General features: G+C 69.2%; 20 protein-coding genes and 1 pseudogene. 15 read left to right on the top strand and 6 right to left on the bottom strand.

Translation table 11 applies throughout. From position 1 onward, the window contains the following. Positions 1-598: 598 nt before the first annotated feature. From ABEA33_RS15590 to ABEA33_RS15580, 3 genes and pseudogenes are all read left to right on the top strand, one after another. Positions 599-2,080, top strand: coding sequence for an alkaline phosphatase PhoX (locus tag ABEA33_RS15590; RefSeq protein WP_345527735.1), 1,482 nt, complete (start codon positions 599-601; stop codon positions 2,078-2,080). A gap of 332 nt (positions 2,081-2,412) precedes the next feature. Next, positions 2,413-2,765: pseudogene (locus ABEA33_RS15585) on the top strand (polyphosphate kinase 2); the annotation flags it as partial. A 169-nt stretch (positions 2,766-2,934) separates the two neighbouring features. Then, entirely contained in the window at positions 2,935-4,245 is a 1,311-nt protein-coding gene (locus tag ABEA33_RS15580) for a PAS domain S-box protein (RefSeq protein ID WP_345527734.1), read from the top strand. Positions 4,246-4,360: 115 nt separating this feature from the next. Here ABEA33_RS15580 and ABEA33_RS15575 read toward each other — a convergent pair whose 3' ends face one another. Further along, positions 4,361-4,633 carry a GlsB/YeaQ/YmgE family stress response membrane protein gene (locus ABEA33_RS15575; protein WP_345527733.1) on the bottom strand — a complete coding sequence of 91 codons (273 nt, stop codon included), beginning with the start codon at positions 4,631-4,633 and terminating at the stop codon, positions 4,361-4,363. Between the two features lie 433 nt (positions 4,634-5,066). Between ABEA33_RS15575 and ABEA33_RS15570 the strand changes: the two genes are divergently transcribed. The 7 genes from ABEA33_RS15570 to ABEA33_RS15540 all read left to right on the top strand — a co-directional run bounded on the left by ABEA33_RS15570 (position 5,067) and on the right by ABEA33_RS15540 (position 10,981). Further along, complete coding sequence (locus ABEA33_RS15570) at positions 5,067-5,744, top strand: hypothetical protein (RefSeq protein WP_345527732.1); 678 nt, start codon at positions 5,067-5,069, stop codon at positions 5,742-5,744. Continuing rightward, positions 5,741-6,163, top strand: a complete 423-nt coding sequence (locus ABEA33_RS15565; RefSeq protein ID WP_345527731.1) for a phage holin family protein — start codon at positions 5,741-5,743, stop codon at positions 6,161-6,163. The genes ABEA33_RS15570 and ABEA33_RS15565 overlap by 4 nt, the downstream gene beginning before the upstream one ends. Further along, entirely contained in the window at positions 6,139-6,708 is a 570-nt protein-coding gene (locus tag ABEA33_RS15560; RefSeq protein WP_345527730.1) for a DUF3618 domain-containing protein, read from the top strand. Before ABEA33_RS15565 ends, ABEA33_RS15560 begins: the two co-directional genes overlap by 25 nt. Positions 6,709-6,967: 259 nt before the next feature. Next, positions 6,968-8,086 (top strand): glycosyltransferase, encoded by a 1,119-nt coding sequence (locus ABEA33_RS15555; RefSeq protein ID WP_345527729.1) that lies wholly within the window; start codon positions 6,968-6,970, stop codon positions 8,084-8,086. Next, positions 8,083-9,159, top strand: coding sequence for a glycosyltransferase (locus tag ABEA33_RS15550; RefSeq protein ID WP_345527728.1), 1,077 nt, complete (start codon positions 8,083-8,085; stop codon positions 9,157-9,159). Before ABEA33_RS15555 ends, ABEA33_RS15550 begins: the two co-directional genes overlap by 4 nt. Beyond that, positions 9,156-10,130, top strand: a complete 975-nt coding sequence (locus ABEA33_RS15545) for a hypothetical protein (protein WP_345527727.1) — start codon at positions 9,156-9,158, stop codon at positions 10,128-10,130. The genes ABEA33_RS15550 and ABEA33_RS15545 overlap by 4 nt, the downstream gene beginning before the upstream one ends. Before the next feature lie 110 nt (positions 10,131-10,240). Continuing rightward, positions 10,241-10,981, top strand: coding sequence for a glycosyltransferase family 2 protein (locus ABEA33_RS15540; protein WP_345527726.1), 741 nt, complete (start codon positions 10,241-10,243; stop codon positions 10,979-10,981). A 310-nt stretch (positions 10,982-11,291) separates the two neighbouring features. Here the strand turns inward: ABEA33_RS15540 and ABEA33_RS15535 are convergent, their stop codons facing one another. Then, on the bottom strand, positions 11,292-12,791 hold the full coding sequence (locus tag ABEA33_RS15535) for an FAD-dependent oxidoreductase (RefSeq protein ID WP_345527725.1): 1,500 nt from the start codon (positions 12,789-12,791) through the stop codon (positions 11,292-11,294). Positions 12,792-13,186: 395 nt separating this feature from the next. Here ABEA33_RS15535 and ABEA33_RS15530 point away from each other — a divergent pair, with 395 nt between their 5' ends. The 3 genes from ABEA33_RS15530 to ABEA33_RS15520 are packed head-to-tail and all read left to right on the top strand — an operon-like array spanning position 13,187 to position 15,642. Beyond that, positions 13,187-14,419, top strand: coding sequence for a fatty acid desaturase family protein (locus ABEA33_RS15530; protein WP_345527724.1), 1,233 nt, complete (start codon positions 13,187-13,189; stop codon positions 14,417-14,419). 54 nt (positions 14,420-14,473) lie between these two features. Then, a complete protein-coding gene (locus ABEA33_RS15525; RefSeq protein WP_345527723.1) occupies positions 14,474-15,322 on the top strand; it encodes an alpha/beta hydrolase in 849 nt (282 codons plus the stop codon). A 47-nt stretch (positions 15,323-15,369) separates the two neighbouring features. Beyond that, positions 15,370-15,642, top strand: a complete 273-nt coding sequence (locus tag ABEA33_RS15520; RefSeq protein ID WP_345527722.1) for an ATP-binding cassette domain-containing protein — start codon at positions 15,370-15,372, stop codon at positions 15,640-15,642. 593 nt (positions 15,643-16,235) lie between these two features. Here the strand turns inward: ABEA33_RS15520 and ABEA33_RS15515 are convergent. After that, positions 16,236-16,457: a DUF1918 domain-containing protein gene (locus ABEA33_RS15515; protein ID WP_345527721.1), complete on the bottom strand. Its 222-nt coding sequence runs from the start codon at positions 16,455-16,457 to the stop codon at positions 16,236-16,238. Positions 16,458-16,653: 196 nt separating this feature from the next. Between ABEA33_RS15515 and ABEA33_RS15510 the strand changes: the two genes are divergently transcribed. Then, positions 16,654-17,574 carry a universal stress protein gene (locus tag ABEA33_RS15510; RefSeq protein WP_345527720.1) on the top strand — a complete coding sequence of 307 codons (921 nt, stop codon included), beginning with the start codon at positions 16,654-16,656 and terminating at the stop codon, positions 17,572-17,574. Positions 17,575-17,655: 81 nt separating this feature from the next. Further along, complete coding sequence (locus ABEA33_RS15505) at positions 17,656-20,220, top strand: cation-translocating P-type ATPase (protein WP_345527719.1); 2,565 nt, start codon at positions 17,656-17,658, stop codon at positions 20,218-20,220. Here the strand turns inward: ABEA33_RS15505 and ABEA33_RS15500 are convergent. From ABEA33_RS15500 to ABEA33_RS15490, 3 genes are read right to left on the bottom strand one after another with little or no spacing between them, the layout of a single operon-like run. Beyond that, positions 20,144-22,675: a cation-translocating P-type ATPase gene (locus ABEA33_RS15500; RefSeq protein WP_345527718.1), complete on the bottom strand. Its 2,532-nt coding sequence runs from the start codon at positions 22,673-22,675 to the stop codon at positions 20,144-20,146. The two genes, ABEA33_RS15505 and ABEA33_RS15500, sit on opposite strands and share 77 nt — an antisense overlap. Further along, positions 22,672-23,595 (bottom strand): universal stress protein, encoded by a 924-nt coding sequence (locus tag ABEA33_RS15495; protein WP_345527717.1) that lies wholly within the window; start codon positions 23,593-23,595, stop codon positions 22,672-22,674. The genes ABEA33_RS15500 and ABEA33_RS15495 overlap by 4 nt, the downstream gene beginning before the upstream one ends. Then, positions 23,592-24,536, bottom strand: a complete 945-nt coding sequence (locus ABEA33_RS15490; protein ID WP_345527716.1) for a universal stress protein — start codon at positions 24,534-24,536, stop codon at positions 23,592-23,594. The genes ABEA33_RS15495 and ABEA33_RS15490 overlap by 4 nt, the downstream gene beginning before the upstream one ends. Between the last annotated feature and the right edge of the window lie 171 nt (positions 24,537-24,707).

Below are 24,707 nucleotides of genomic sequence, written 5' to 3'. Positions count from 1 at the left end.
ACCGGGCCCAGGCCGGCGCGAGCGAGACCCGAGGCCGGAGGACGTGACGATGACATGCGTCCCCCTTCACGGTGGTGTGGGGGTTCGAGCTCACCCGCAGTAGGTGAACGGGCGCGCACGGGTGCGTACCCGGTCTGCCGCGGGCGAGGATCGATCAGTCGTTCGCGGAGCGAAGGGTGGCGACAAGGTCTCCCTAGGCCCGACTATCGGTACGGCGAACAGCGAGTGGGCGGAGACCTGTTGCGAGCCCGCTCGGCAGGGTCCGGGCCGAGGCGGAACATCACGTTCTCGGCGGCCACGCAACCCGCGTGCACAAGCGACGCGACCGTCGACCGGCAGCGCCGGACGGGGGGACAACCGTGCGCTGCCGTTGCCATCAGAGTACGTCGGAGCTCGGCAAACCGCGACCCTCGCGCAGTCCTGCCTGCAGTGGGCGTCTGGGCCCACTGCCGACCCAGCAGTTGGTCGCCGGCTCGCGGCTTGCGTCTCCAGGTCTCGTTCACCTTCTCGTCATCGGGTTCTCTGCCGAGGAAAGCGCGAAGTTCACGTCCTGCCTGGACGTTGGATGGGCCGTTTGCCGACGTCCCGGGAGGATTCAATGAGCATCACTCGTCGCCGAATCGTGACCAGCACTGCAGCGGGGGTGGGCATCGCAGTCACGGGCAGCTTCCCCTCACTCGCCGAGTCCCGGCCAGGATCGTCGGCCGGCTCGGGTCGCTCCCCGAGGCCGTTTCCGCCACTGGTGGACGACCCGCAGGGCATCCTCGCGCTTCCGCCTGACTTCTCCTACCGGGTGATGACCCGGGCCGGGGCGTCGAGGCTCGAGTCCGGCGAGCCATGCCCCAGCAACCACGACGGCACCGCGAGCTTCGGCACGGGTCGACGCCAGTACCTGATCCTCAACCACGAGTGCGATGCCGGAGACGTCCTCGGCGTGCCACACCTGGCCGGCACCGTGTACGACCCCGGCGCCGTCGGTGGCGGCGGCTGCACGGTGATCCGCACCGACGGCAACGGACGCAACCTCGGCCAGACCGTCGGTCTGTCGGGGACGATCGCGAACTGTGCCGGTGGACCGACTCCGTGGGGCAGCTGGTGGACCTGCGAGGAAGCGACTGCGAGAGCCGGTGACAGGTGGGAGCACGAGGACACCGGCGCAACCGGTGTCTATCGGAAGGACCACGGCTACGTCTTCGAAGTCCTCGGCGACGGCCACGCGGACCCGTCGCCGCTGAAGGCGCTCGGCCGCTACGACCACGAAGCGTGCGCGATCAGCAAGAATCGCACCCACGTCTTCTTGTCCGAGGACGCAGACGAGCCCAACGGCCTGTTCTTCCGCTGGCAAGGTCCACGAGGCTTCCGAGTCAGCGCGGACACCGTCGGGCGCCTCCGCTCGAAGTCGTTCGGCACGCTGGCCGCGATGGCGATCCTCATGGACGACGGCAGCGTGGTGCCGGACGTCGCTCACCTCACCTCATCGCAGCTGGGTCGGCCCTTCGACGTGCGGTGGGTGGAGGTGCCCGACCGGGACGCGACCGATACCGACGTGCGTGAGCAGTTCGACGACGGGCAGGTCACCCGGGGCCGAAAGTTCGAGGGCGTCTGGGGCACGAGCTCGGGTGTCTACGTCGTCAACTCCTACGCGTACGAGAAGGGCGAGGACCTGCCCGACCAGGCCGTGCCGCACAGCGGCATGGTGTGGTTCTACGACTACGCCCGCGAGACGATTCAATTGGTCAACTACTTCCCGTACCAGAACTACGCCCACGACGAGACGTTCGAGCCGGCGTACCCAGACCTCAACTTCGACGGTCCCGACAACGTGACGGTCACCCCGTGGGGATCTCTGGTCCTCGCTGAGGACGGCGTCGGCGCCTCGCACGTCCTCAGCGCCACTCCCGGCGGCCCGACGTACGCCATCGCCCGGAACATGCTCAACGTCGGTGATGAGGCACAACCGGAGTACTCGGAGTTCACCGGTCCGACGTTCTCCGCAGACGGCAAGGTCCTCTACGTCAACATCCAAGACCCCGGCCTCACGCTCGCCATCACCGGTCCTTGGGAGAGGTATCTCGGCTGACCCTCCTCGCCGCAACCGGCAAGAGCGGGTAAGGCCGACCACGGCGCTCTCGGGCCGGTCTATGACCATCATCTGTGGATTCGCGCCGTACGCGACGGGGCCAACGGTCCGCGATCCATCCGGTCGTGCGCGTCACCTGGTGTTCAGATGCGGTGACCAGTGGCGCGGGTGCGAAGTAGTTGGATGGTTGGCGTCGTCAGGGTGCGTGCCTCGCAAGGCGGCGGCACGACGGCATACCGGTGTCTTCCGAGTGCTGCCAACGCAGCGAGGGGCGTGCCATGGCGGCGTCGAACCGTCCAAGGAATTGGTGCGCGCGACACTAGGGTCCCGGCATGCTGCGGGACTTCCGGGAGTACATAGACCGACTCCACATCGACGGCCACACCATCGGTGAGGACCACGACGACGACCGGTGCTGATCGACCCCGAGGGCCGGGCCGTGGACACCTGGCGGGAGAACTACCCGTACGAGGAGCGGATGCCGCGCGAGGAGTACGACGAGGCGAAGTACCTTCTCCAGGTCGAGCTGCTGAAGTTCCAGAACTGGGCAGCGGACACCGGCACCAAGCACCTGATCCTCTTCGAGGGCCGCGACGCCGCCGGCAAGGGCGGGACGATCAAGCGGTTCACGGAGCACCTCAACCCCCGCTACGCCCGGACGGTAGCGCTCACCAAGCCGAGTGACGCTGTTGCTGAGTCGAACGAGCATGCCGGACGCCGTGCGCGTCCGACCAGGTCGACCTGTGGGGATACCGAACCGGCGCGGCGGGTACGGTGCGTTCGTGGGGGAAGACGCTGGGGTCCGTCAACGGTACGACCCGGTCCCGGGTAGTGCCGGAGGCGCACGACGCCTCGTGCGAGACCTCCTCCTCGCCGCGGACCGCGACGACATCCTGGACGCCGCGCAGCTGGTGGTCAGCGAGCTGGTCACGAACGCCATCTTGCACACCGCTACGCCGATCGAGCTGTTCGCGCGCGTCGACGCCGGCGGCCTCCTTCTGGAGGTGAGCGACGGTTCGACGACGCCGCCGACTGAACGCGACCACGCTGCGCTCGCCGGGACCGGGCGCGGCCTCATGCTGATCCATGATCTGAGTGGCGGCTGGGGCGTCCGAGAGCTGCCGAACGGCAAGGTGGTCTGGGCCCGCATCACCACCAGCCAGGAAGCCGCTGCGCCCCATGAGGACGTCCACGCCCCCACTCTCTGGGAACTCAGCCTCGAGCCGGTGGACGAGGCGCTGGGCCTCGACGTACCAGGCTCGACGGTCCCCCAGGGCGTCGCGCTCGCGCCGAACCCCGCTGACGTGGCGGTCGTCCTGCAGAACGTGCCGTTGCTGATGCACTTGGCATGGCACGAGCACGCCGAGACGATGCTGCGCGAGTACCTCCTGTCCCGCCTGGAGCAGGACGAGGCCCTGGCCCTGACCGAGCACGCGGTCGCAAGCGCCGTCATGGCGCTGTTGCACGAACAAGTCCCGTCGCCGGCGCTTCCCGGAGGCGCGAGCACGTTCGACGAGGTGACCGAGCTGCTCACCTCGGTCGTAGAACCCGCCGTCACCCTGCGCGTGGGGCAGCTGCGGATACCGGCGGAGACGGTGGCGGGCTTCGAAGTCCTCGACAAGCTGATGGACGCGGCCATCGTCCTGGCCGAAGCCCACGAGCTGCTAGCCGCCCCGATGCAGCCCGAGCTACGTGAGCTGCGCCGCTGGCTGTGCGGACAGGTCGCCTCCCAGAGCGTCGGCGCCGAGCCGGTTCCGTGGAGCCCGCCACCCGCCGCACTACCGGCCCCGGGCACCGGCGTTCTCGCTGCTGACTGGGATCGTGACCCCGTCGACCGCTCCACGAAAGCTCTCGTCGCCGCCGACGACACCAACCGCATCATCGCCGTCAGCGCGCCTGCTCTCGCGCTCCTGGGCTATGACAACCCTGGTGAGCTCGTGGGGCAGCGGCTGCTGGCGCTCATCCCGTCGAGGTTCCACCAAGGCCACCTGGCTGGGTTCACGCTCCACCTGACGCAGGGACGAGCGCCGCTCATCGGGACGGCCGCGATCGTGCCGTTCGTGCGCGCCGACGGAACCGAAGCAGACCTCGAACTGCTCGTGGAGGCGTTGCCGACCACCAACGGGCGGCGTGTCTTCGTCGCCACGCTCCGCCCCCCGACCTGAGGTCGCCCGGCTCGCGCAAGAGCTGGCAGCGCCGTGCCGGCGCCCCGGATCGCGAGGCTGTCGCGGACCAGGGCGCCGACTTGGCGTTGCAGGTATGGAAGCCGGTCCTGCAGGCTCAGCGCGTCCTCGCCCGAGTGCGACCCGTGACGCTCGAGGCGATGACCACCAGTACGGCGGCGCACGCGATGGCGACGATCCAGCGGATCCAGTCGATGCCGTCGCTGCCGTTGCCTCCGAAGGCGGTGTAGACGAACCAGCCGATGATGACGCCGCCGACCCCGCACAGGATGGTCAGCCAGATCGGGATGTTGTCCTTGTCGCCGGGCGCGACCCACTTGCCGAGCAGGCCGATGATGACGCCGGCCACGATGACTCCGATGATCTCCACGCGATACCGCTTCCTCGTATTGGTTGGGTGTGTCAGTAGTTGGCGAGGCCGCTGAGGTCGCCTCGACCAGCTTCGCGATCTGGTCGTCCGGCGGGTTCTTGGCGACGTCGGCCTGGGTGACGATGCCGGGCGTTGTCGGCCTCTTTGTCCGCGCAGCGGACTCGCCACGAGTCGGCAGTACCCGCCGATGCGTGCGCGCACTCCGCCCGTTGGGGTGGCTCCGGTTTGTCGGCGTACCGACTCCCGCCGGCGAGTGCGAGCCGACGAGCGAACGCGGGTTCACCCGTTGGGGTGCAGACCCCGGAGGCGAATCGGGGCACCGCACTGAGAACGGGCTGGCGATGCGCCCGGAAGTTCGTCAGCAACCCACGCACCACACCCACCAAACAGTCGAGGAGAAGCAATGACATCGACTCAGGAAACCAAGGAACAAGTGCAACAGACCGCCGGCACCGCTGCGGATGAGGGCAAGCACGTCGCCGCAGTCGTCGGCGAGGAAGCACAGAACGTCGCCGGTCAGGCCAAGGACCAGATGCGCGGGCTCCTGGATGAGGCCCTCGGGCAGGTCAGCGAGCAGTCCCGCACCCAGCTCGAACGGCTCGTCGGCACCCTCCAGAGCGTCACCACGGACCTCGAGTCGATGGCCTCGTCCGCCGACTCCGGCCTAGCAGCCCAGCTGACCCAGCAGGTGGCGGACCGCTCTCGCAGCCTCGGCACCCATCTCGAGGGCCGCGAACCCTCCGAGGTTCTCGACGACGTCCGTCAGTTCGCGGGCCGCCGTCCCGGCCTGTTCCTCCTCGGGGCACTCGGCGCCGGTGTCGTCGTCGGTCGCCTCGCACGAGGAGCGAAGCAGGCGCACAGCCAGGACACCGCGTCTTCCTCGACCACCGGTACGCCGGAGGTGAGACCCACTCCGACGCTGACGGGCGACCCGAGGTCGAGCGGGACGTCGGCCGCGCCGTCGTACGGACAGCCGGTCATCGCCGTTCCCAACTCCCCGGTCGAGCCGACGTACCCCGGCGGCGTCGGCGCCGTGCCGGCCTCACCGCTCGCGGATGAGCTGACTGACGAGAATGGCGCAAGTGCGGGTCCGCAGGGATTCCTGCCATGACCGTCACCCCGCCCCCAGCGCCCACCCCCGGCCACGAATCGGACCAGCGCAGCCTCGGCGAGATCGTCAGCGACGTCACCCAGGACCTCACGACGCTCATCCGCCAGGAGATCGACCTGGCCAAGACCGAGCTGAAGGAGGAGGGGAGGAAGGCCGCCAAGGGAGCCGGGATGCTCGGTGGTGCCGGCCTCGCCGGCTACTTCACCGTGCTGTTCCTCTCCACGACCCTGATGTTCGTGTTGGACGAGTTCCTCGAGCTGTGGCTCTCGGCACTGATCGTCACAGTCCTGTGGGCCATCGCGACCGCGGTGCTCGCCCTCATTGGCAAGAAGAAGCTCGAGGCCAGCAGGCCGCAGCTTCCCCAGACGCAGCAAACCTTGAAGGAGGACGTCCGATGGGCCAAAGCACAGAAGAGCTGAGCACCCAGATCGCCGGCACCAGGGAGTCCCTGGCCACCGATCTCGACGCACTGCAGGACCGAGTCAGCCCGAGCGCCATCGTCGAGCGACGCAAGGAGGCCGCGCGTAGCAAGGTCCGCTCGGTCAAGGACAAGGTCATGGGCAGCGGTTACAACGTTGCCAATTCAGCCGGCTCGACCGGCAGCGATGCAGTGGCCGGCGTGAAGGGCAGTGTCGGCGACGCCAAGGACGCCGCCGGCGACGCGATCGAAGGCAGCCCGTTGGCCGCTGGCCTCATCGCCTTCGGCGCCGGGTTGGTCATCGCGGCACTCATCCCGGCCACCGATGCGGAGCAGCGCGCCTCGCAGCGCATGGTCGACGCGGCGCAGCCGCTGGTCGACGAGGCGAAGTCCGTGGGACAGGACCTCGGCGGCAACCTGAAGGAGTCCGCGGCCGGCGCCGCCCAGCAGGTCAAGGAGACCGCGCAGGACTCAGTGCAGCGCGTCCAGGACGAAGGCAGGTCCTCGGCCGAGTCCGTCAGGGCAGAAGCACCCGGACAGAGCTAGCGAGATGACGAGGGCCGGAAGCGTGTGCGCTTCCGGCCCTCGTCGACTCAGCGCAGCACGATATCGCCGACCGCGTCTTCGCACCCTGTCTACGTGGATATCTGCGTGGAATCACGTCCGCCAGCACGCTCCAGACCTGGCCGGGCGTAGCGTTCATGGCTCGGGTCGTGGACCTGCCTTCCGGAACCCACCCGACCGAGCCGGTCGAACCACCCCTCAGGGTGGACGTTGTGCGAGGTACGACGGGGTACTGAAGGTCGTGACCGACACCCAGGCTCTGCTCGCCGCCCGACGGATCGCGGACGGACGTGATCAGCGCCTGCGCATCGCGTCTGTGCCGTCCGGCCACGTCTACGTCCGACACCTATCTCCCGAGTCCGGGAGTGGCCCCGACCGGTTGCCCGACCCGGACCCCTCGCAGCCGACGACACCCGCTGGCGCGGTGTGGTGGCCACCAGTCATGTTGCGGCCAGAGTGGGCGGACTCGGCCGACTTCGACCTGTTCCACCTCCACTTCGGCTTTGACGCCTGCGATCCGTCGGAACTCGCCGAGCTGGTCGCGACGCTGAAGCGCCGCGGAAAGCCCTTGGTGTTCACCGTGCACGATCTGCGAAACCCCCACCACCTCTCCTCGGAGGCGCACGACGCCCAGCTCGACGTCCTCATCCCCGCCGCGGACGCGTTGGTGACGCTGACTGCAGGGGCGGCCTCGGAGATCCGCCGGCGCTGGGGCCGGGAGGCAGTGGTCATCCCGCACCCGCACGTCGTTGAGCTTCAGGACATCTCGAGGCTGCGGCGAGACCGATCGACCCCGGACACGGAGTTCCGTGTCGGCGTGCACGTCAAGAGCCTGCGCCCGAGCATGGCCCCCCTCCGTATCCTGCCGACCTTGGTGCGGGCGGTCGCCGGCCTGCCCGGCGCCGTCCTACAGGTCAACGCCCACCACGACGTCATGGACGCCGACGGGCGTCGACGAGACGACGAGCTCGCCGGCTACCTGCAGTCCGCCGCGGCTTCAGGCGACCTCGACCTTCGAGTACACGACTTCCTGCCCGACGACGCGTTGTGGGCCTACCTGTCCGCGCTGGACGTCTCGGTCCTGCCCTATCGCTTCGGCACCCACTCCGGCTGGATGGAGGCGTGCCGTGACCTCGGCACGACGGTGGTCGCCCCCACGTGCGGGTTCTACGCGGAGCAGGGTCCGGTGCTGAGCTATCTCCATGATGAAGACCGCTTCGACCCCGACTCGCTGATCGCCGCGATCGCGACGGCGTACCGGGAGCGACCGGCCTTCGGCGCCAGCGTCGAGCAGCGCCGAGACCAGCGTCGCATGGTCGCAGCGGCACACGACCGACTCTATGAATCGCTCGCCCGGTGAGACCACTGCGGATCTGCCTGATCGCCTCGAACCGATACCCGGTCCGTCAGCCGTTCGCTGGCGGCCTCGAGTCGCTCACCCACCAGTTGGCCGGTCAGCTGGTCCGGCGAGGGCACGAGGTCACCCTGTTCGCCGCACCTGGCTCTGATCCGGCCCTCCCCGTCGCCGCGCTCGACGTCCAGAGCATCCAGTTCACCTCAGCAGCCCTGCGCGACGTCCACGCCCCCGCTGAGGAGTGGATGGCCGACCACCACGCCTATCTCTCGCTCATGCTGGACCTGTCCAGCACCGGATCGCACCGTTTCGACGTCGTGCACAACAACAGCCTTCATCACCTGCCGGTCGCGATGGCGGCGATGTTGGACGTGCCCGTCCTCACCACCCTTCACACTCCCCCGACGCCCTGGCTCGAATCGGCGATGAGAGCATCCACAGCACCGGTCGAGTGCACTGCGGTGAGCCTGTGCACCGCTGCGGCCTGGCGCCACGTCGCCGACGCCACAGTGGTCCACAACGGTGTGGACCTCGATCATTGGCAGCCCGGTGTCGGGGGCCGATCGGCAGTCTGGACGGGGCGACTCGTCGCCGAGAAGGCCCCACACGTGGCCATCGAAGCGGCACTGTTAGCTGGCATCCCTCTCGTCCTCGCCGGGCCAGCACCGGACACGGCGTACTTCGCCCGTGAGATCGAGCCTCGCCTGAGCGGCGACGTCATGTACGTCGGGCACCTCGATCATCAACGGCTGGCCGAGCTCGTCGCCCAGTCGGCCGTTGCTGTCGTGACGCCCGTATGGGAGGAGCCGTTCGGCCTTGTGGCCATCGAGGCCATGGCCTGCGGAACCCCTGTCGCCGGCTTGGCGCATGGCGCGCTGCCCGAGATCGTCGCGGCAGGCACCGGAGCCCTCGCGGCCGGCGATGACCCGGCCGATCTGGCCGCTGCCATCGATCAGTCACTCGCTTGCGATCGTGGGGCGGTCCGCCAGCACGCCGTCCACCGCTTCAGTGCGGCGCAGATGGTGGACGGCTACGAGGCGCGCTATTCCGAAGTGATCGACATCAGGTCTGCCGCATGATCGGCTACTACGTCCACCACCACGGCCGTGGCCACTCACATCGAGCGCTCGAGCTCGCCCGGCACCTCACAGAGCCCGTGACGGGACTGTCCTCGCTCCCTGCCCCAGAGGGTTGGCCCGGCGCCTGGGTACGTCTCGACCAGGACGACCTGTCCTCCACGGTCAGCGACCCAACGGCACGAGGACGTTTGCACTGGGTTCCGACAGCAGACATCGGCCTCAGCGCGAGAACCGCCCAGATCTCGCACTGGCTCGACGAGCATCGACCTCGACTGGTCGTGGTCGACGTCTCGGTTGAGATCGCAGTGCTGGCTCGGCTGCACGGCGTACCGGTGGTCACCGTCGTGCTCCCTGGAGAGCGATCGGACCCTGCTCACCTGCTCGGTTACGACGTGTCGACCCGCCTGGTTGCCATGTGGCCGCCGTCAGCTCGCGGCATGCTGCCCGGGCTGCCCCGCACGATCCGCGGACGCGTGTGTGCGGTCGGCGCCCTCTCGCGTCATCCGGTCCGTGTCCGCACATCGCGGGCCCCCGGTCGGCCTCGCGTCCTCTTGATGACCGGCGCCGGGGGCGACGACCTTCGTGCCGCACAGATCGAGCGTGCGCAGCTCCAGTCTCCCGAGTGGGAGTGGACCGTCCTGGGCCGTCACGGCGTATGGGCCGACGACCCGAGCAGCGCGCTGTCCGAGGCCGACGTCGTGGTGACTGCGGCCGGCCAGAACAACCTGGCGGAGATCGCAGCGTCACGGACGCCGGCGGTCGTGGTCCCGCAGGCCCGACCCTTCATGGAGCAACGGACCACGGCCACCGTGCTCGCGGCCGGGGGCTGGCCGGTGATGGTGGAGGACCGATTCCCGGACGAAGGCTGGTCGGAGCGGCTGCAGACTGCATCGCAGCTCGACGGCAGCCTCTGGTCGTCGTGGTGCGACGGTCACGCCGCGCAACGTTTCGCCGACCTGGTCGCGACGTGAGTTCCGTGGGCGTCGTGACGATCGCTCACGGCCGACATGAGCATCTCCGACTGCAACAACTCTCGCTCGCTGGCTCAACCCGCCAGGTAGACGTCTACGTCGTGGTTGCCATGGACGATCCCGCTCTCCTCGCGGGGCACGTGCGCGACGGCCTCCAACCACGCATCCTTCCGATCGCCACCGATCCAGCTGGCCTTCCGTTGGCTGCGGCCCGCAACCGAGGCATCGACTCCGTGTTCGCAGCCGGCTGCGACGTCGTGATCGCCCTGGACGTCGACTGCCTCGTCTCCCCTGACCTGGTCGCGGACTACCACCGCCTCGTGTCGAACGCTCCCGAGACCGTATGGCAGGGACCGGTCACGTACCTCCCGCCGCCACCAGCGGGTGGGTACCCGCTGGCAGCCCTTGACGCGTTCGACGACCCACACCCCGCCCGCCCACGACTCAACCGCAGCGAGACTCGACGTGGAGCCAGTCCGGAGCTCTTCTGGTCGTTGTCGTTCGCGCTCTCGCGAGAGTCGTGGCGCCGTTCTGGAGGGTTCTGCGAGGAGTACGTCGGCTACGGCGGAGAGGACACCGACTTCGGCCAGATCCTGCGCGCCGAGGGGATCGACCTGGGATGGACCGGTGACGCCCGGGCCTACCACCAGCATCACCCGGTCTCCCGACCTCCCGTCGAGCATCTCGACGACATCCTCCGCAACGCGGACATCTATCGGCGTCGCTGGGGCTCCTGGCCGATGCAGGGCTGGCTCGACGAGTTCGAACGCCGCGGGCTCATCGTCCGGGAGAACGGTGCCTGGACACGGACCAGTTCCCAGGCGGGGGTCCTTGGCCGTCAACGACGATGAGCGATCTCGTCCCCCGACGCGCGGCCGCTGCGCTGCCCCGGCGGGGGTGGTCCGGACCATGCGCGGTCGTCTTCGCCCTCGTGGACCGAGAGCTGGACGCTGCTCGACTCGGGACCAACTCGATCCGATGCGACCAAGGCAGGTGAGCCCGACCGCCATCACCCCGGCCGTCAACGGCCGATCAGTGGCTACTTCGACTCGAACACCGGTCCTGACCGACCCGCCATCAAGATGACTCCTCCCATCGCGGCCGGCTCCGGCCTCCGGCAAGGTCGCTGCCCGGGAGCCCGGACCTGCGAGGCGCTTCCGGTCACGCTTCCCGGTGCTCAGGAGGCGGCTGACGCAGCGACACGGTCGCCGGGCCCTCCAAGACCTCACCGGTCGCCGCGAAGCGCGACCCGTGCAGCGGACAGTCCCACGAAGACTCCGCGTCGTTCCACTTCAGCACACCCCCGAGATGCGTGCAGACGGCAACCACGGAGCAGGCCTTCCCGTCGACGTTCGACCGACCCACGGGACGGAGACCGACCCGCCCGACGTCGGCGCGGCCGTCGTCGGGAGCCACGTCGGGTGGCGACCGCAGCTCGGCGACACCCCAGCCGGTCGCCGCTGCCACGACGACGTCGGCGTTCATCCGCCCTATGCGCAGCACACCCCGCGGTCGGGTGATGCGACGGTGCACGGGCTTCGCCCAGGACGGCGCCTCCCCCAGGATCTGACCGGTGAGGTCGAGCGCGGACGCGACCGCATTCGTCATCCCCCACTTGTCGAAGCCGGTAGCGAGGTAGATGTCGCCGCCACCGCGAGGCAGTGGCCCCACGTACGGCACGCCATCGTGCGAGGAGTAGTCCTGTGCTGACCAGGCATGAGTCTCGACCGCGTCCGGGAAGAACTCACCGGTCCACGACCGGAGCCGCTCGAGGTGTTCACTCTCGCTGCGCACTCGTCCGACGGCGTGCCCATCACCACCAACCAGCAACATGGGGGAACCGCCCGGACCGAGCGCGTCTCGTACTGAACGCGACGGCCGCCCCGCGGAGAGCATCATCAGGGCCGGGGGCCCAGGGTGGGAGAACGCCAACGCGTACGAGCGCTTGGCCTCGACCTTGGCGAAGTAGAGTCCCCGGTCGAGGGTGGGCACCCCGGTGGCCAGCACGACGGTGCGGCCACGAACGCGGGTTCCGTCCGAGAGCGAGACGACCGGTGTACCCCGGCGGGTGACCGCGACGACCCGGCGGCCAACGGCAACGTGGCCTCCATGGCCACGAAGCTGCTGCACCAAGGTGCTGAGCACGTCCATCGCGTCGAGTTGGGCCTGTCCGTGCAATACAGCGGCTCCAGCGTGCGGGAACGGAACCGGCAACCTCTCGTCCCAGCGGACGTCGAGTCCGAGCGAGGACGCAGCCTCGTACTCCGCTCGCGCCGACCGCAGGCCAGGCCCAGCATCGGGCGCGTAGGTGACCGCGTCTCGGACCTGGAACGGCACGGCGTGGGTCTCGCAGAACCGCAGCAGCCACGCCTGGCCCTCCCGGTTGGCCGTCAGGTAGCGCTCGACCACGGAACGAGACTGGTACTGCAGCATCGTGGAGAGCTTCGTGCCCTGCAACAAGGACACCTTGCCGGTGGTGTTGCCGGTGGCGCCGGCACCGATGTGCCGCGCTTCCAACACCACCACCGAACGGCCTGCCCGCGCCAGAAGGAGGGCAGTCGTCAGCCCGGTCAGGCCCGCGCCGACGACCACGTCGTCGTACCTGTCCGACAGCTCTTCGTCACCAGAGATGTGCTCGCGATCAAGCCACAACGACGACATGTGCGCCTCCCTTGGACACCGGAATGCTGTGGTGGTGGCGTCCGCATCCGGCAGACGGGCACGCCAGTCCTGGCTAGGTACCCGAAACGGCGTACGGCACTCGGTGAGATCGAGGTGACAGCCGTCGCTGGCCCATCGACCCGCCACCGCGTGTGCGTTCGAGCCACGTCACGACGTCGGGTACCTGGGTGACGTCGTCCCCATCCGCATCGAGGTTCCCCATATCGGGTACCAGACAGTCAGTCGCCCCGGACCCCGGCGCAATCACTACTACGGACCGCCGGGAGTCTCGATGGATCACCACAGCCGACAGCGCAGCGCCGAGTCGGGTGCAGACCGATGAGCGGACCACAGACCTTCCAGGTCAGCTGCCGCCGCGAAGGAGTGGAGGCGCGGTGACGGTCCTCGCCAGTCCGGCGCACCCGTACTTCCGGCATCTCACGCTGGCCGACGTCGAGCAGCTCGGCGGCGAGCTCGACCAGCTGCGAGAGCAAGTGCTCGCGAGTCGGGGCGCCGCGGACGCCGCGTACATCCGGCGAGTGATCGGCACACAGCGCGCTCTCGAGCTCTCCAGCCGAGTCGTGCTGCTCGCCAGCCGGAACAGAGCCGCCTGGCTCCTCGGCTCAGCGATGCTCGCGACCGCCAAGATCCTCGACAACATGGAGATCGGCCACAACGTCCTGCACGGGCAGTGGGACTGGATGCGTGACCCCAAGATCCACTCCACGACCTGGGACTGGGACCACGCGTCACCACCTGAGCAGTGGAAGCGTGCGCACAACGAGGTCCACCACGTCTACACCAACATCCTCGGCAAGGACAACGACCTCGGCTACGGGATCATGCGGGTCGACGAGGCCCAACCGTGGGAGCCTCGCCACCTGGCCCAGCCGCTCTGGAACCTGATCAACGCTGTGATCTTCGAGTACGGCATCGCGATGTACGACCTCGACCTGGGCGAGACCCTGCGGGACAAGCGCCACATCGCCCCGGAGATGAAGCCCCGCGTGGGCCAGATGCTCCGCAAGGTTCGCAAGCAGGTGACCAAGGACTACATCGTTCACCCTCTCTTGTCGGGGCGCGCGTGGCGATCGACCTTCACAGCGAACCTCACCGCCAACGTGGTGCGGAACCTGTGGAGCCACTCGGTGATCATGTGCGGGCACTTCCCCGAGGGGGTCGCGACGTTCGAGCAGGAGGCGGTGTCCGAGGAAGAGACCCGCGGTGAGTGGTACCTGCGCCAGATGCTGGGATCGGCTGACATCTCTGGTCCACCGTTGCTGCACCTCTTGACCGGCAACCTCTCTCACCAGATCGAGCACCACCTCTTCCCGGACCTTCCGAGCAATCGGTACGCCGAGCTGGCTCCGCAGGTTCGTTCCCTCATGGAGCGGTACGGGTTCACCTACAACGTCGCGCCGATGCCTCAGCAGGTCGCGAGCGCGTGGCACAAGGTCCTGCGACTGTCGCTACCCAACGGCTGGCTCGAAGGCACCGACCGCACCAACGCACCACGTCGCGTGAAGGAGCTGGCTCTCCGAGTGCTCCAGCATCACCGGAGGGCAACGACACGCCAGCCAGCCTCCGAGCTCAACTCTGTCGAGAGTCTCGTCCGCGACACACACTGAGGCATGAGCTGGAGCGTGATGTCGATCCGAGCCGGACGTGGCCGTGCTTGCACGGTGACGTCAATCGCCGTCGCCGTCGCACTCCTGGTGTCGTGCGGCGGATCCACCAGCCCGACGCCCGGCGTCCCATCGTCCGGCGTACGTCCCTCGATGACGATTGAGTACTCGCCCGGGCTGACGGAGGACGTCTACCTACCGGGGCACCAGGGGCGGGTGCCGCTGGTCGTGCTGGTCCCCGGTGGATCCTGGACCACAGCCGACCCGGCCGGTCTCGCCGGGCTGGCGTCGGATCTCGCGGCCAGGGGCATCGCTGCAGCACCCACTCACATCAGGGCCGCCGAGGACGGAGTGGTCTACCCCGCTCCGGTCGAGGACGTGCTCTGCGCGGTGGCTGCTGCGGCCGAGAGCATCCAGTCTCACGGGTACCTCCCCGGTCCGGTGGCGGTGCTCGGGCACTCGTCCGGAGCGCAGCTTGCCGCCCTGTCGGTCCTGGCGGTCGACGACTACTCGCCGAGCTGCGACTCCCCCGCCGTGAGACCCGATGCCCTGGTCGGGCTCAGCGGGCCTTACGACATCAGCCAGATCCCCGACGTCGCAGTCGCGCTGCTGGGCAGCAGCCCGTCGGACGACCCCGAGACCTGGTCGGACGCGAACCCGGTGGAGCGCGCCGACCTGCGTCCCGACGTACCCGTCCTCCTGCTGCATGGGGAGGTCGACGAGACGGTGCCTGTCGCCTTCACAAACCAGTTCGCGAAGGCCCTGAAGGATGCCCGGCACCCGACCACCGTGCAGATCGTGCCGACGGCAGATCACGAGACCATCTATCAGCCGGACGTTGCGGGCGATCGCATCGCAGAGTGGTTGGTGTCGCTACCCGAAACGACCCCTGACTCTGGTTCCTGACCGGCATCACGCTGGCCGAGACCCACCCGACGGAGAGGCCAGACCACATGAGCAGCTCAGACACACCCCCACAGACCGGCGACGCGGTGGCGGAGGTGCGCGGCCTGGTGAAGACCGTCGGTCGCGTTCGCGCGCTCGACGGAATGGACCTGACGGGTCCGGTCAGGAGAGGTCCACGGGCTCCTCGGTCCAACGGTGCCGGCAAGTCGACGACCCTGCGGATCCTGCTGGGTCTCATGCGCGCCGCAGCCGGGACCGCGCGCCTCTTCGGGCAGGACCCCTGGACCAATGCACCAGATCTGCACCGCCGGCTCGCCTAGGTGCCCGGCGACGTGGCGCTCTGGCCGAACCTGTAGGGCGGCGAGACGGTGGACCTGCTGCTGCGGGTGCGCGGCATCGAGCCTTGCGCAAGCCGCAAGATCGAACTGGTGGAGCGATCCAGGCTCGACCTCACGACCAGGGCGCGTGCCTACTCGCGGGGCAGCCACCAGAAGGTGGCCGTGGTCGCGGCGCTCGCCGAAGACACGGACCTGCTCGTGCTGGACGAGCCGACCAGCGGGCCTGGACCCGTTGATGGAGGAGGTCTTCCGAGAGTGCATCGCCGCACCGCCCCCCGGGGCGCAGCCGTCCTAGTGGCGCGGGTGCGAAATAGTTGGATGGTTGGCGTCGTCGGGGTGCGTGCCTCGCAAGGCGGCGGCACGACGGCATACCGGGTGTCTTCCGAGTGCTGCCAACGCAGCGAAGCGCGTGCCATGGCGGCGTCGAACCGTCCAAGGATCCCGTGCCCGCGACGCTAGGTGCCGGCCGCGGAGGTTGAGGTCGAGACTGTGCGGACGTACACATCGGACCCACCCATGTGTTGACGGATCGCGAAGCCTGCTCTTGATCGCCAGGGCGACCGAGATCTCGCGTTTCAGACCTGCACGCACCTTAAGGCGCTGGTCGAATGCTCGAAGTGGTGGATTTCGGCATCTGGCCCTGGGAACACCAGGGCCTCGCGGCCGGTATCCGACCACCGGACCAGGTACGGCGGAGCACCGTCCGCCCGACGGACCTCGAGAACCTCTCCATCGCGGATCGTCTGGCCCACGCGATTGCCGTGGACGATCAGGCGATCACCAGCTGCCGCGAACATCGGTGCTCCTCCGTTCGACGTCTGACTACGTACTCCGATCCTGGAGGGCGAGTCGGGACTGACACAGTGCCGTTGGTCCCTGCGACCTGGGACGATTCGCGCATCGCCTCGGTGCGACAGGCTTGGGTCCTAGGTCCCGCCGGCCGAGGTCATCCGCCCGTGCCCGGGCCTGCCGCGGTCGGAACACAGTGGTTCCATGGAAACGTCACTTGTTCCGCCCGCGACGATCGTCGTCGGCGTCGATGGTTCCACGGACAGCAAGCGCGCCGTGTGGTGGGCTGCCAACGAGGCGGCGGCGCGACACTCCACACTTCTGCTGATCCACGCGCTCGACGGATCCGTCTCGCGGCAAAGCCCGAACCTGCCCGAGCCCGGTCCACGGGCCGCCTCCACCGTCCCCAGCGCCGACGAAGTGCTTGCCGAGGAAGCCCAGCACGCAACCACCGGCCATCCCTCTCTGGTTGTGCGCACGCGCGTCGTGAGCGGCGATCCTCGTCAGGTCTTGCTCGATCTTGCAGAGACCGCTCAGCTGCTTGTTGTCGGCTCGCACGGGCGTGGTCCCATCCGCAGGCGGATGCTCGGCTCGGTCAGCGCGGAGCTCGCCGAGCGAGCTTCCTGCCCGGTCATCGTGATGCGGCCGTACCCTCCCGGGCCGCGGCGTCGGGGAGTACTGGTCGGCGTCGACGCAGATTCCCGCTCCTTGCCGGTCCTGGGCTTCGCCTTCCGTGAGGCAGCCGCGTTCAGGCTTCCGCTGACGGTGATGACCTTCGACTCCCGCACCGCCGCCCGGGCAATGCCCTGCAGCACCGGCGCCGGGGGCGAACCCCCCTTCGTCGAGTCGCTCGACGCTCTACGCGCATTGCATCCCGAGGTCCAGGTCAACGTCCACAGTGCCGCATCGCACCGAGGCGGGCCGGAACGCGCGCTGTCGGTCGAGGCGGCAACCATGGACGTGCTCGTCATCGGCAGAGACGACACGTCCGGGCACTCGCACACGACAGCAGGTGGGGTGTCGGATTACCTGGTCCACCACGCGTCCACGATCGTCGTGGTAGTCCCCACTGGCCCCGACCGGGCGGAGCACCGTGCTCCGAGTGCCCGGCAGCTCGCTACGTGAACGCCGGCCGGTGTGCCCGAGATGCGAGGGAGCACTGAGACGGCACGCGGGTGCTCTGATATGGCAGCGCACCCCCGGGGCTTGACCACTGCCGAGGCCGAGCGCCGTCGCGCCGATGACGGGCCGAACGAGCTCCCGGATGCTGCTTCCCCGACACCGGTCCGGCTCCTGGTACGGCAGCTCACCCACCTGCTCGCGGTGCTGCTCTGGGTGGCCGCCGGCCTCGCGCTGTTGGCTCAGATGCCGTCCCTCGCGATCGCGATCGCCGTCATCGTCGTTCTCAATGCCGTCTTCGCCTTCTGGCAGGAGTATCGAGCCGACCGCTCAACGCAGCGGTTGCGTGCCCTGCTCCCCGCGGGTGCGCGGGTGGTCCGCAACGGTGCGGTGTGCACCGTCGAGGTTCGCGACCTCGTGGTCGGCGATCTCGTCCTGCTGGGCGCTGGCGACCGTGTGGGTGCCGACATGCGGGTGCTGACCTCCGAGAATCTGACGCTCGATGAGTCGCTGACGACCGGTGAGAGCGGCGCGGTGGCACACCGCGCGGGCGACACCTTGATGGCGGGGACGTTCGTGCTCCAGGGCGAAGCGCGAGCCGAGGTGGCGGCGACCGGCTCCCACACCACCCTGGCTGACATCTCTGCGCTCAGCGCCACCGCTCAGCGGCCGCCGAGCCCGCTGACGGTCCAGCTGCATCGAGTGGTGCGTGTCGTCGCGATCATCGCCGCCGGAACGGGCGTGCTCTTGGGCTCGGTGTCCGTCGCCCTCGGCCTTCCCCTGACCGAGGCTTTCCTCTTCAGCGTGGGAGTGGCGGTCGCGTTGGTGCCTGAGGGGCTGCTTCCCACGGTGACCCTCTCGCTGGCCCGAGGGGCCCAGGTGATGGCCCGGCGAAATGCCCTGATCCGGCGGCTCGACGCGGTCGAGACGCTCGGCGCGACGACCTTCATCTGCACCGACAAGACCGGCACCCTCACGCAGAACCGGATGAGCGTCGTGGAGGTGGTCGTTCCCGGCACTCGAGTTCACGTGTCCGGCACCGGTTACGAGCCGGTGGCCACGTTCAGCGGCGCCGAGGAGCCGGTGGCGGTCGTCGCACCGATCGCTGAGGCGGCACTCACGTGTGTCACGGGTCGGGTGGTCCACCGAACCACGTGGACGGTCGACGGCGACCCGATGGACGCCGCGATCCACTGCCTTGCGTTGCGGGCGGGCCACTCCCCCGCAGCCGCTGCCGTCGAGGGCGAACGTCGGCCCTTCACGGCTGACCGAATGATCAGCTCATGCCTGGTGCCCGGACGCCTGTACGTCCTCGGCGCTCCAGAGCACGTACTTGCTCGGTGTGCGCAGGTTGCCGCCGGCGTGGAGGACGACTTGCGACGGCTCACCGGACAAGGTCGCCGGGTGCTGGCCGTCGCCTCGCGTGCGTGGACCCACGGCTGGAGCGACGACATCGAGCGGGACCTCGAGCTCATGGGCCTGCTCGCGCTCCAGGACCCGCCCCGGCCCGACGTCGCCATTTCCCTGCGCGCCTGCCGTGATGCCGGGATCGGGGTCGCCATGCTGACCGGCGACCATCCGCGAACTGCGTGCGCCATCGCCCACGAGGTGGGTCTCATGGGTCCCGACGGCGTCGTCATCGAGGGATCAGATCTTCCGAGAGACGATGCCGCGATCGCGGCCCTCCTCGACAATCGTGACGGCGCGGTCGTCGCTCGGGTCACCCCTGCCGACAAACTCCGCATCGCTCGTGCACTGCGTGCCGGCGGCCACGTGGTTGCCATGACGGGCGATGGGGTCAACGACGCCCCCGCGCTTCGGGAGGCCGACGTCGGGGTTGCCATGGGTGCGAGTGGGAGCGATGTCGCGCGCGAGTCCGCCGACCTGGTGCTCCTCGACGACAACTTCGCGACCATGGTGGCCGCCGTCGAGCTCGGCCGAGCCACCTTTCAGAACGTCCGTCGCTTCCTGACGTTCCACCTCACCGACAACGTCGCGGAGCTCGCCCCCTTCGTCCTCTGGGCGCTGACTGCCGGTCAGTTCCCGCTCGCGATCGGTGTGCTCCAGGTCCTGGCCCTGGACATCGGCACCGACATGTTGCCTGCTCTCGCGCTCGGCACGGAGCCGCCGCGCAAGGGCATCATGCGGGGTCACCGACGCCGTTCCGTGATCGACCGCGCAGTCCTGGCCAAGGCGTTCCTCGTGCTCGGAGCCACCGAGGCAGCGGCCTCACTCGGTGCATTTGCCGTGGTACTCGTTCGGGGCGGTTGGTCATGGGGTGCCACGCCGTCGGCGGCCTTGCTCGCGCACGCTTCGGGCACGGCATTCGCCACCATCGCCATCTGCCAGATGGCGAACGCCGTGGCTTGTCGGAGCACGACACGCCCCGTCTGGCGGCTCGATCCTCGCGGCAACCCGCTCGTCCTGGTCGCAGTCGCCGCCGAAGCCGCGCTGCTGGTCGTCTTCCTCGGCGTCCCCGATCTCGCCGAGCTGCTGGGTGGCACCTGGCCCGGGACCCTCGGCTGGGGCCTGGCATTAGGTGGAGGGATCGTCCTGGTGCTGGTCGACGGGTTGGCTAAGTGGCGCCGCGCACGGCTCGGTGCCGATGCCACTGGCGACGCAGCACCAGGACCGATCCCGGCACCGCGCTGAGTGCCAAAACTGCGCCTGCCGCCGTAGGGCTGATGAGGGTCGTGCCCAGCAGGTCGCGGAGCGGCGCCCACGCCACCGCCAGGACCTGGAGCGTCCCCGCCAGCAGTACGGCACCCTCAAGCCCGCGCGATCGCCAGGCGAATCCGGCACGAGGAGCGCGCAGTGCGAGCGCGACACCGAGCTGGGACAGCCCCAGGCAGAGGAAGATCCACGTCTGCACGCTCGCCGCGTCGGGGCAGACCAACCCTGCCAGCAACGCGACGACGCCGATGAGGACGCCCGACTGCAGGATTTGGACCAGGAGGCCGTTGCCGAGCACCGAATGCTCCGGGGAGGGCGAGGGACGGCGCATGTCGGTGGGATCGATCGGCTCGCCACCGAACGCGACGCCGGGAAGCCCGTGGGTGATCATGTTGATCCACAGGATCTGAGCCGGTCCCAACGGCATCGGTATGCCGATGAACGGGCCGGCGACCAGGACGAGGACCTCGGCGAAGCCACCAGACAGTCCGTACCTCAGGAAGCGCCGGATGTTGGCATAGATGCGTCTGCCCTCGCCGACCGCGACCACGACGGTGCGCAGGTCGTCGTCGGCGAGCACCAGGTCTGCGGCCTGACGGGCCACCTCCGTCCCACGGTCGCCCATGGCGATTCCGATGTCGGCCTTTCGAAGCGCGGGCGCGTCGTTGACTCCGTCGCCGGTCATCGCCACGACGTCGCCGCGTCGTTGCCACGCGGTGACGATGTCTACCTTGTGCTCAGGCTGAGTGCGCGCGTAGACGCCGATCTGCTCGACCTGATCGAGGTGCTCGCCGCGCACGACCGCGTCACCGTCTGCGACCTCGGGGCCTTCGCGGGTGATGGTGAGCTCGTCGGCGACGGCGCGGGCGGTCGCCGGGTGGTCACCGGTGATCATCACGGTGCGAATTCCCGCGTCACGGCAGGCCTGGACGACCTCGCGCGCCGTGTCACGGGGTGGGTCGGACAGCGCGACGAGACCGCGCAGCACGAGACCGCGGTGCAGATGGTCGGCGCCCGGCGGAGCGTCGTACGACGCATCGGCCACGGCCAGGACCCGGAAGCCTCGCGCCGCCAGCTCCGCCGCAGCTCGACGTGCGGCTTCCGCGCCAATCGGTTCAGCGAGCAGCTCGAGGACGGCCTCCGGCGCGCCCTTGCACACCACCAGCCAGTTGTCGGCCGCCGACCGGTGCACCGTCGTCATCCGCTTGGCGACGCTGTCGAACGAGACCTCGTCAACGCGTGTCCACTGCCCCCGAGACGCCAACGTCGTCCGGCTGTGCTTGGCCGCCGCGACCAGCAATGCGGCCTCCATCGGGTCCCCGACGATCGACCACTGGCCGGCCTCCGGTCCGTCGATCTGGGCGTCGTTGCAGAGCACCAGGTCACGTAGCAACGGTTCGAGAGCCGCCCCGTCGGACCCACCGACCACCTCGCCGTCCGCACCGTAGCCGCTACCGGTCACCGTCCAGGTGCCCGTCGGTGTCCACAGCTCCTGGACGACCATGCGCCCTTCCGTCAGGGTACCGGTCTTGTCGGACGCCAGCACCGTCACCGAACCGAGCGTCTCGACCGCCGGCAGCCGCTTCACGAGCGCCGAACGCCTGGCCATCCGGTAGGCACCGAGAGCGAGGGCGATCGACACGACGGCCGGCAACGACTCAGGGATCGCGGCCACTGCCAGGCTCACGGCCAGGATCACCATGTCGTCGAGGGCCTCACCGCGCAGAAGTCCGAGGACGAGGACCAAGGCAGCCAGGCCGAGCGTGACGAGCACCAGCTGGCGAGAGAGCCGAGCGAGCCTGAGCTGGAGCGGTGTCGGACGCACACCAGCGGCCAGCACGCCGGCGGCGATGCGACCCAGACCACTGTCGGCGCCAGTACGGCTGACGATGGCCGTCCCGCGGCCGCGGGTGACCACCGTGCCCGCCAGCACCGGCTCGTCTTGGCCGTGTGCGACCGGCACCGACTCCCCCGTCATGGCAGACTCGTCGATCTGCAAGCCCGCAGCGTCGATGACATCGCCGTCGGCCGCGACGACGTCCCCGGCCTCGAGGCGGAGCAGGTCACCGGGCGCGACGTCCGCGCCCGGAATCCGGACCAGCTGGCCGTCGCGAGTCACGGTCGCCTGGGGTGCAGCGAGCTCGTCGAGTGCGGCCAAGGCGTTGGCCGCACGCACCTCCTGGACCACGCCGATCGCGGTGTTCAGCACGACGACGGCGGCGATGATGCTCGCGTCTGCGACGTCGCCGAGCGCGCCGACGACGACGAACGCGCCGAGCAGGAGCAGGATCATCGGATCCCGCAACTGGTCGCCGACTCGGCTGATGAAGCTCCGTGGGTGTGCTCGCGGCGGCAGGTTCGGTCCGACGTCGCGAAGCCGGGCGGCAGCCTCGGCGCTGCTCAGCCCCGCCGGCGCGGCGGGACCGTCCGTCATTTCGCCAACGCCCCGGCCTCTTCGAGCACGAGCCCCGGAAGGGCGTCGAGCCGCAAGGCCGCGGGGACGACTCGCACCGGGCAGTACGCCGATCGCAGCACGGCTCTGGCGGTACCACCAAGAAGGACCGCCGCCGGGACGCCGTGCGAGCGCCGGACTATCACCAGCGCGTCAGCGTCCCGCGATGCCTCGACGAGGGCCGAGACCGGACGGTCGTGCACCGCCCTGATCTCGACGTCCACGTCGGGATAGGCGGTCCGGAAGTCCTTCACCAGGGCATCGAAGGCGAGGACGATCCGCTCTGACCACTGATCAACCGCCACCCGGGACTCGATGATGTCGTCGTAACCGGTCGGCAACCGCCACGCATGGAGAAGGACGAGCTTGTCGCCGAGCGCCGATGCCAGGGCGAACGCATCTTCGAGCAGTTCGGGCGAGTGCGCCCGCGACTTCATGCCGACGACGATCTGCCCACGGCGAGGCACCGGTTGCCAACCGGCGGGTACGGCGAGCACCGGACAGACTGCAACTGCGGCCACGCCGGTCGCCGCGTTGCCTCGTAGGAGTCGAACCGCCAGCGACCGGTCGTCCCGGCCGACGACGAGTGCGCGTGCCTGGGCGGCGGCCTCGGCGAGGCGCTTGGTGCGCGAGCCGTGCTCGAGCTTCTGGTTGACCGCGATCTCGGGGTCGATCTCACGCAGGAGCTTCGCCGCCCGCGCAACGACTTCAGAGCCGAGACCATCGAGGTCGGTCGGGGTGATTGGGAGCAACGGGGAGACCGACACGTAGTCCGGGACCACGTGGACGAGGGTGATGCCGACACCGAGGCGGTGCGCCTCCGCCACGCCGGCTCGCAGTGCGCCCTCGTCCAGGGCGGACCCGTTGACCCCGACGACGACAGGGCCGGAGCGGAGAGTCATGACCCACCTCCTGAGCCGACGGACGTCGTAGACGTCGCGACTGCGGGCTGCTGGGTCGCTGCCCTGACCGGGTCGACCACCAGGACAGGACAGGTGGCGTGCCGCAGCGTCGCGCGCGCCACAGAGCCCAAGTGCGGCCCGAGAGGGATCGCGTGCCGGTGGCGACCGACGACGAGCAGGGCCGCCCGGTGGGACTCGTCCACGAGGGCGTCCGCCGCCCGGGCGTGAACGACCACGACCTCGGTCTGCACGTCCCGGTAACGGGCGAGCATCGCCTCTAGGCCGGCCGTCAGTCCCTCCGCCTGCTCGGCCTCATGACGGCGACCCGCATCGCCCTCGAAGACGAGGTCGTCGTACGCCGTGCTGTAGTGCCATGCGTGAAGCAAGCGCACGCTGGTGCCTCGTCTGCGTGCCTCCTCGAGGGCTGCGCGGACGATCTCGCGGGACCGATCGGGATCGTCCACCCCCACCGTGACCCCGCGTCGGTCCGCGGTCTCGGCCCACTCAGCAGGCACTGCCACGACGGGCACGGGCGACAGGGCAGCCACCGGATTGGTGGTGGACAGGGACGGCACCAACATCGGTTTGCCCATCCGCTGGTGCTGCAGTACGACGAGGCACGCGTGCTGGGCGATGTCGACCAGGACGTGAGGTGCTGTGCCGCGGACGAGCTCCGTGCTGACGGGAAGGTCCTCGCCGAGCTCGTGCTCGAGCGCCAGCGATGCATCCGCGAGCGCCTTCCGGCCGAGCTTGCGGACCGCATGGTCCTCGACGGTGACGGTGGCACCGTCTGGGGCCATGTGGACGGGGTGCACGGCATGGACGAGGTGCACCCCGGTGCCGCGTCGCCGTGCTTCTCCTGCAGCGAACGCCAGGGCTGCGCGGATGTCCTGGTCACCGGTGACACCGACCAGGATCTTGCGGGGGGTGGAGTCGAGCATGGTGGCCTCCTCAGCTGGGGAACTCACTTCCAGACTCGTCGGCGCCGCACGGGCCGTGTAGGGACCTTCGACCCCGTCGGCGTGGGATTCCCGGCGACCAGGACCTAGGTCACGGCCCCGGGGGGTCCCACGGCCCATCTCCTCGACCCTGGTCGGCGCGAGGCTGAAGTC

Origin of the sequence: Nocardioides endophyticus, from assembly GCF_039543845.1 — a bacterium.
Lineage (GTDB): Bacteria > Actinomycetota > Actinomycetes > Propionibacteriales > Nocardioidaceae > Nocardioides > Nocardioides endophyticus.
This window is presented reverse-complemented; position numbering and strand designations above follow the sequence as displayed.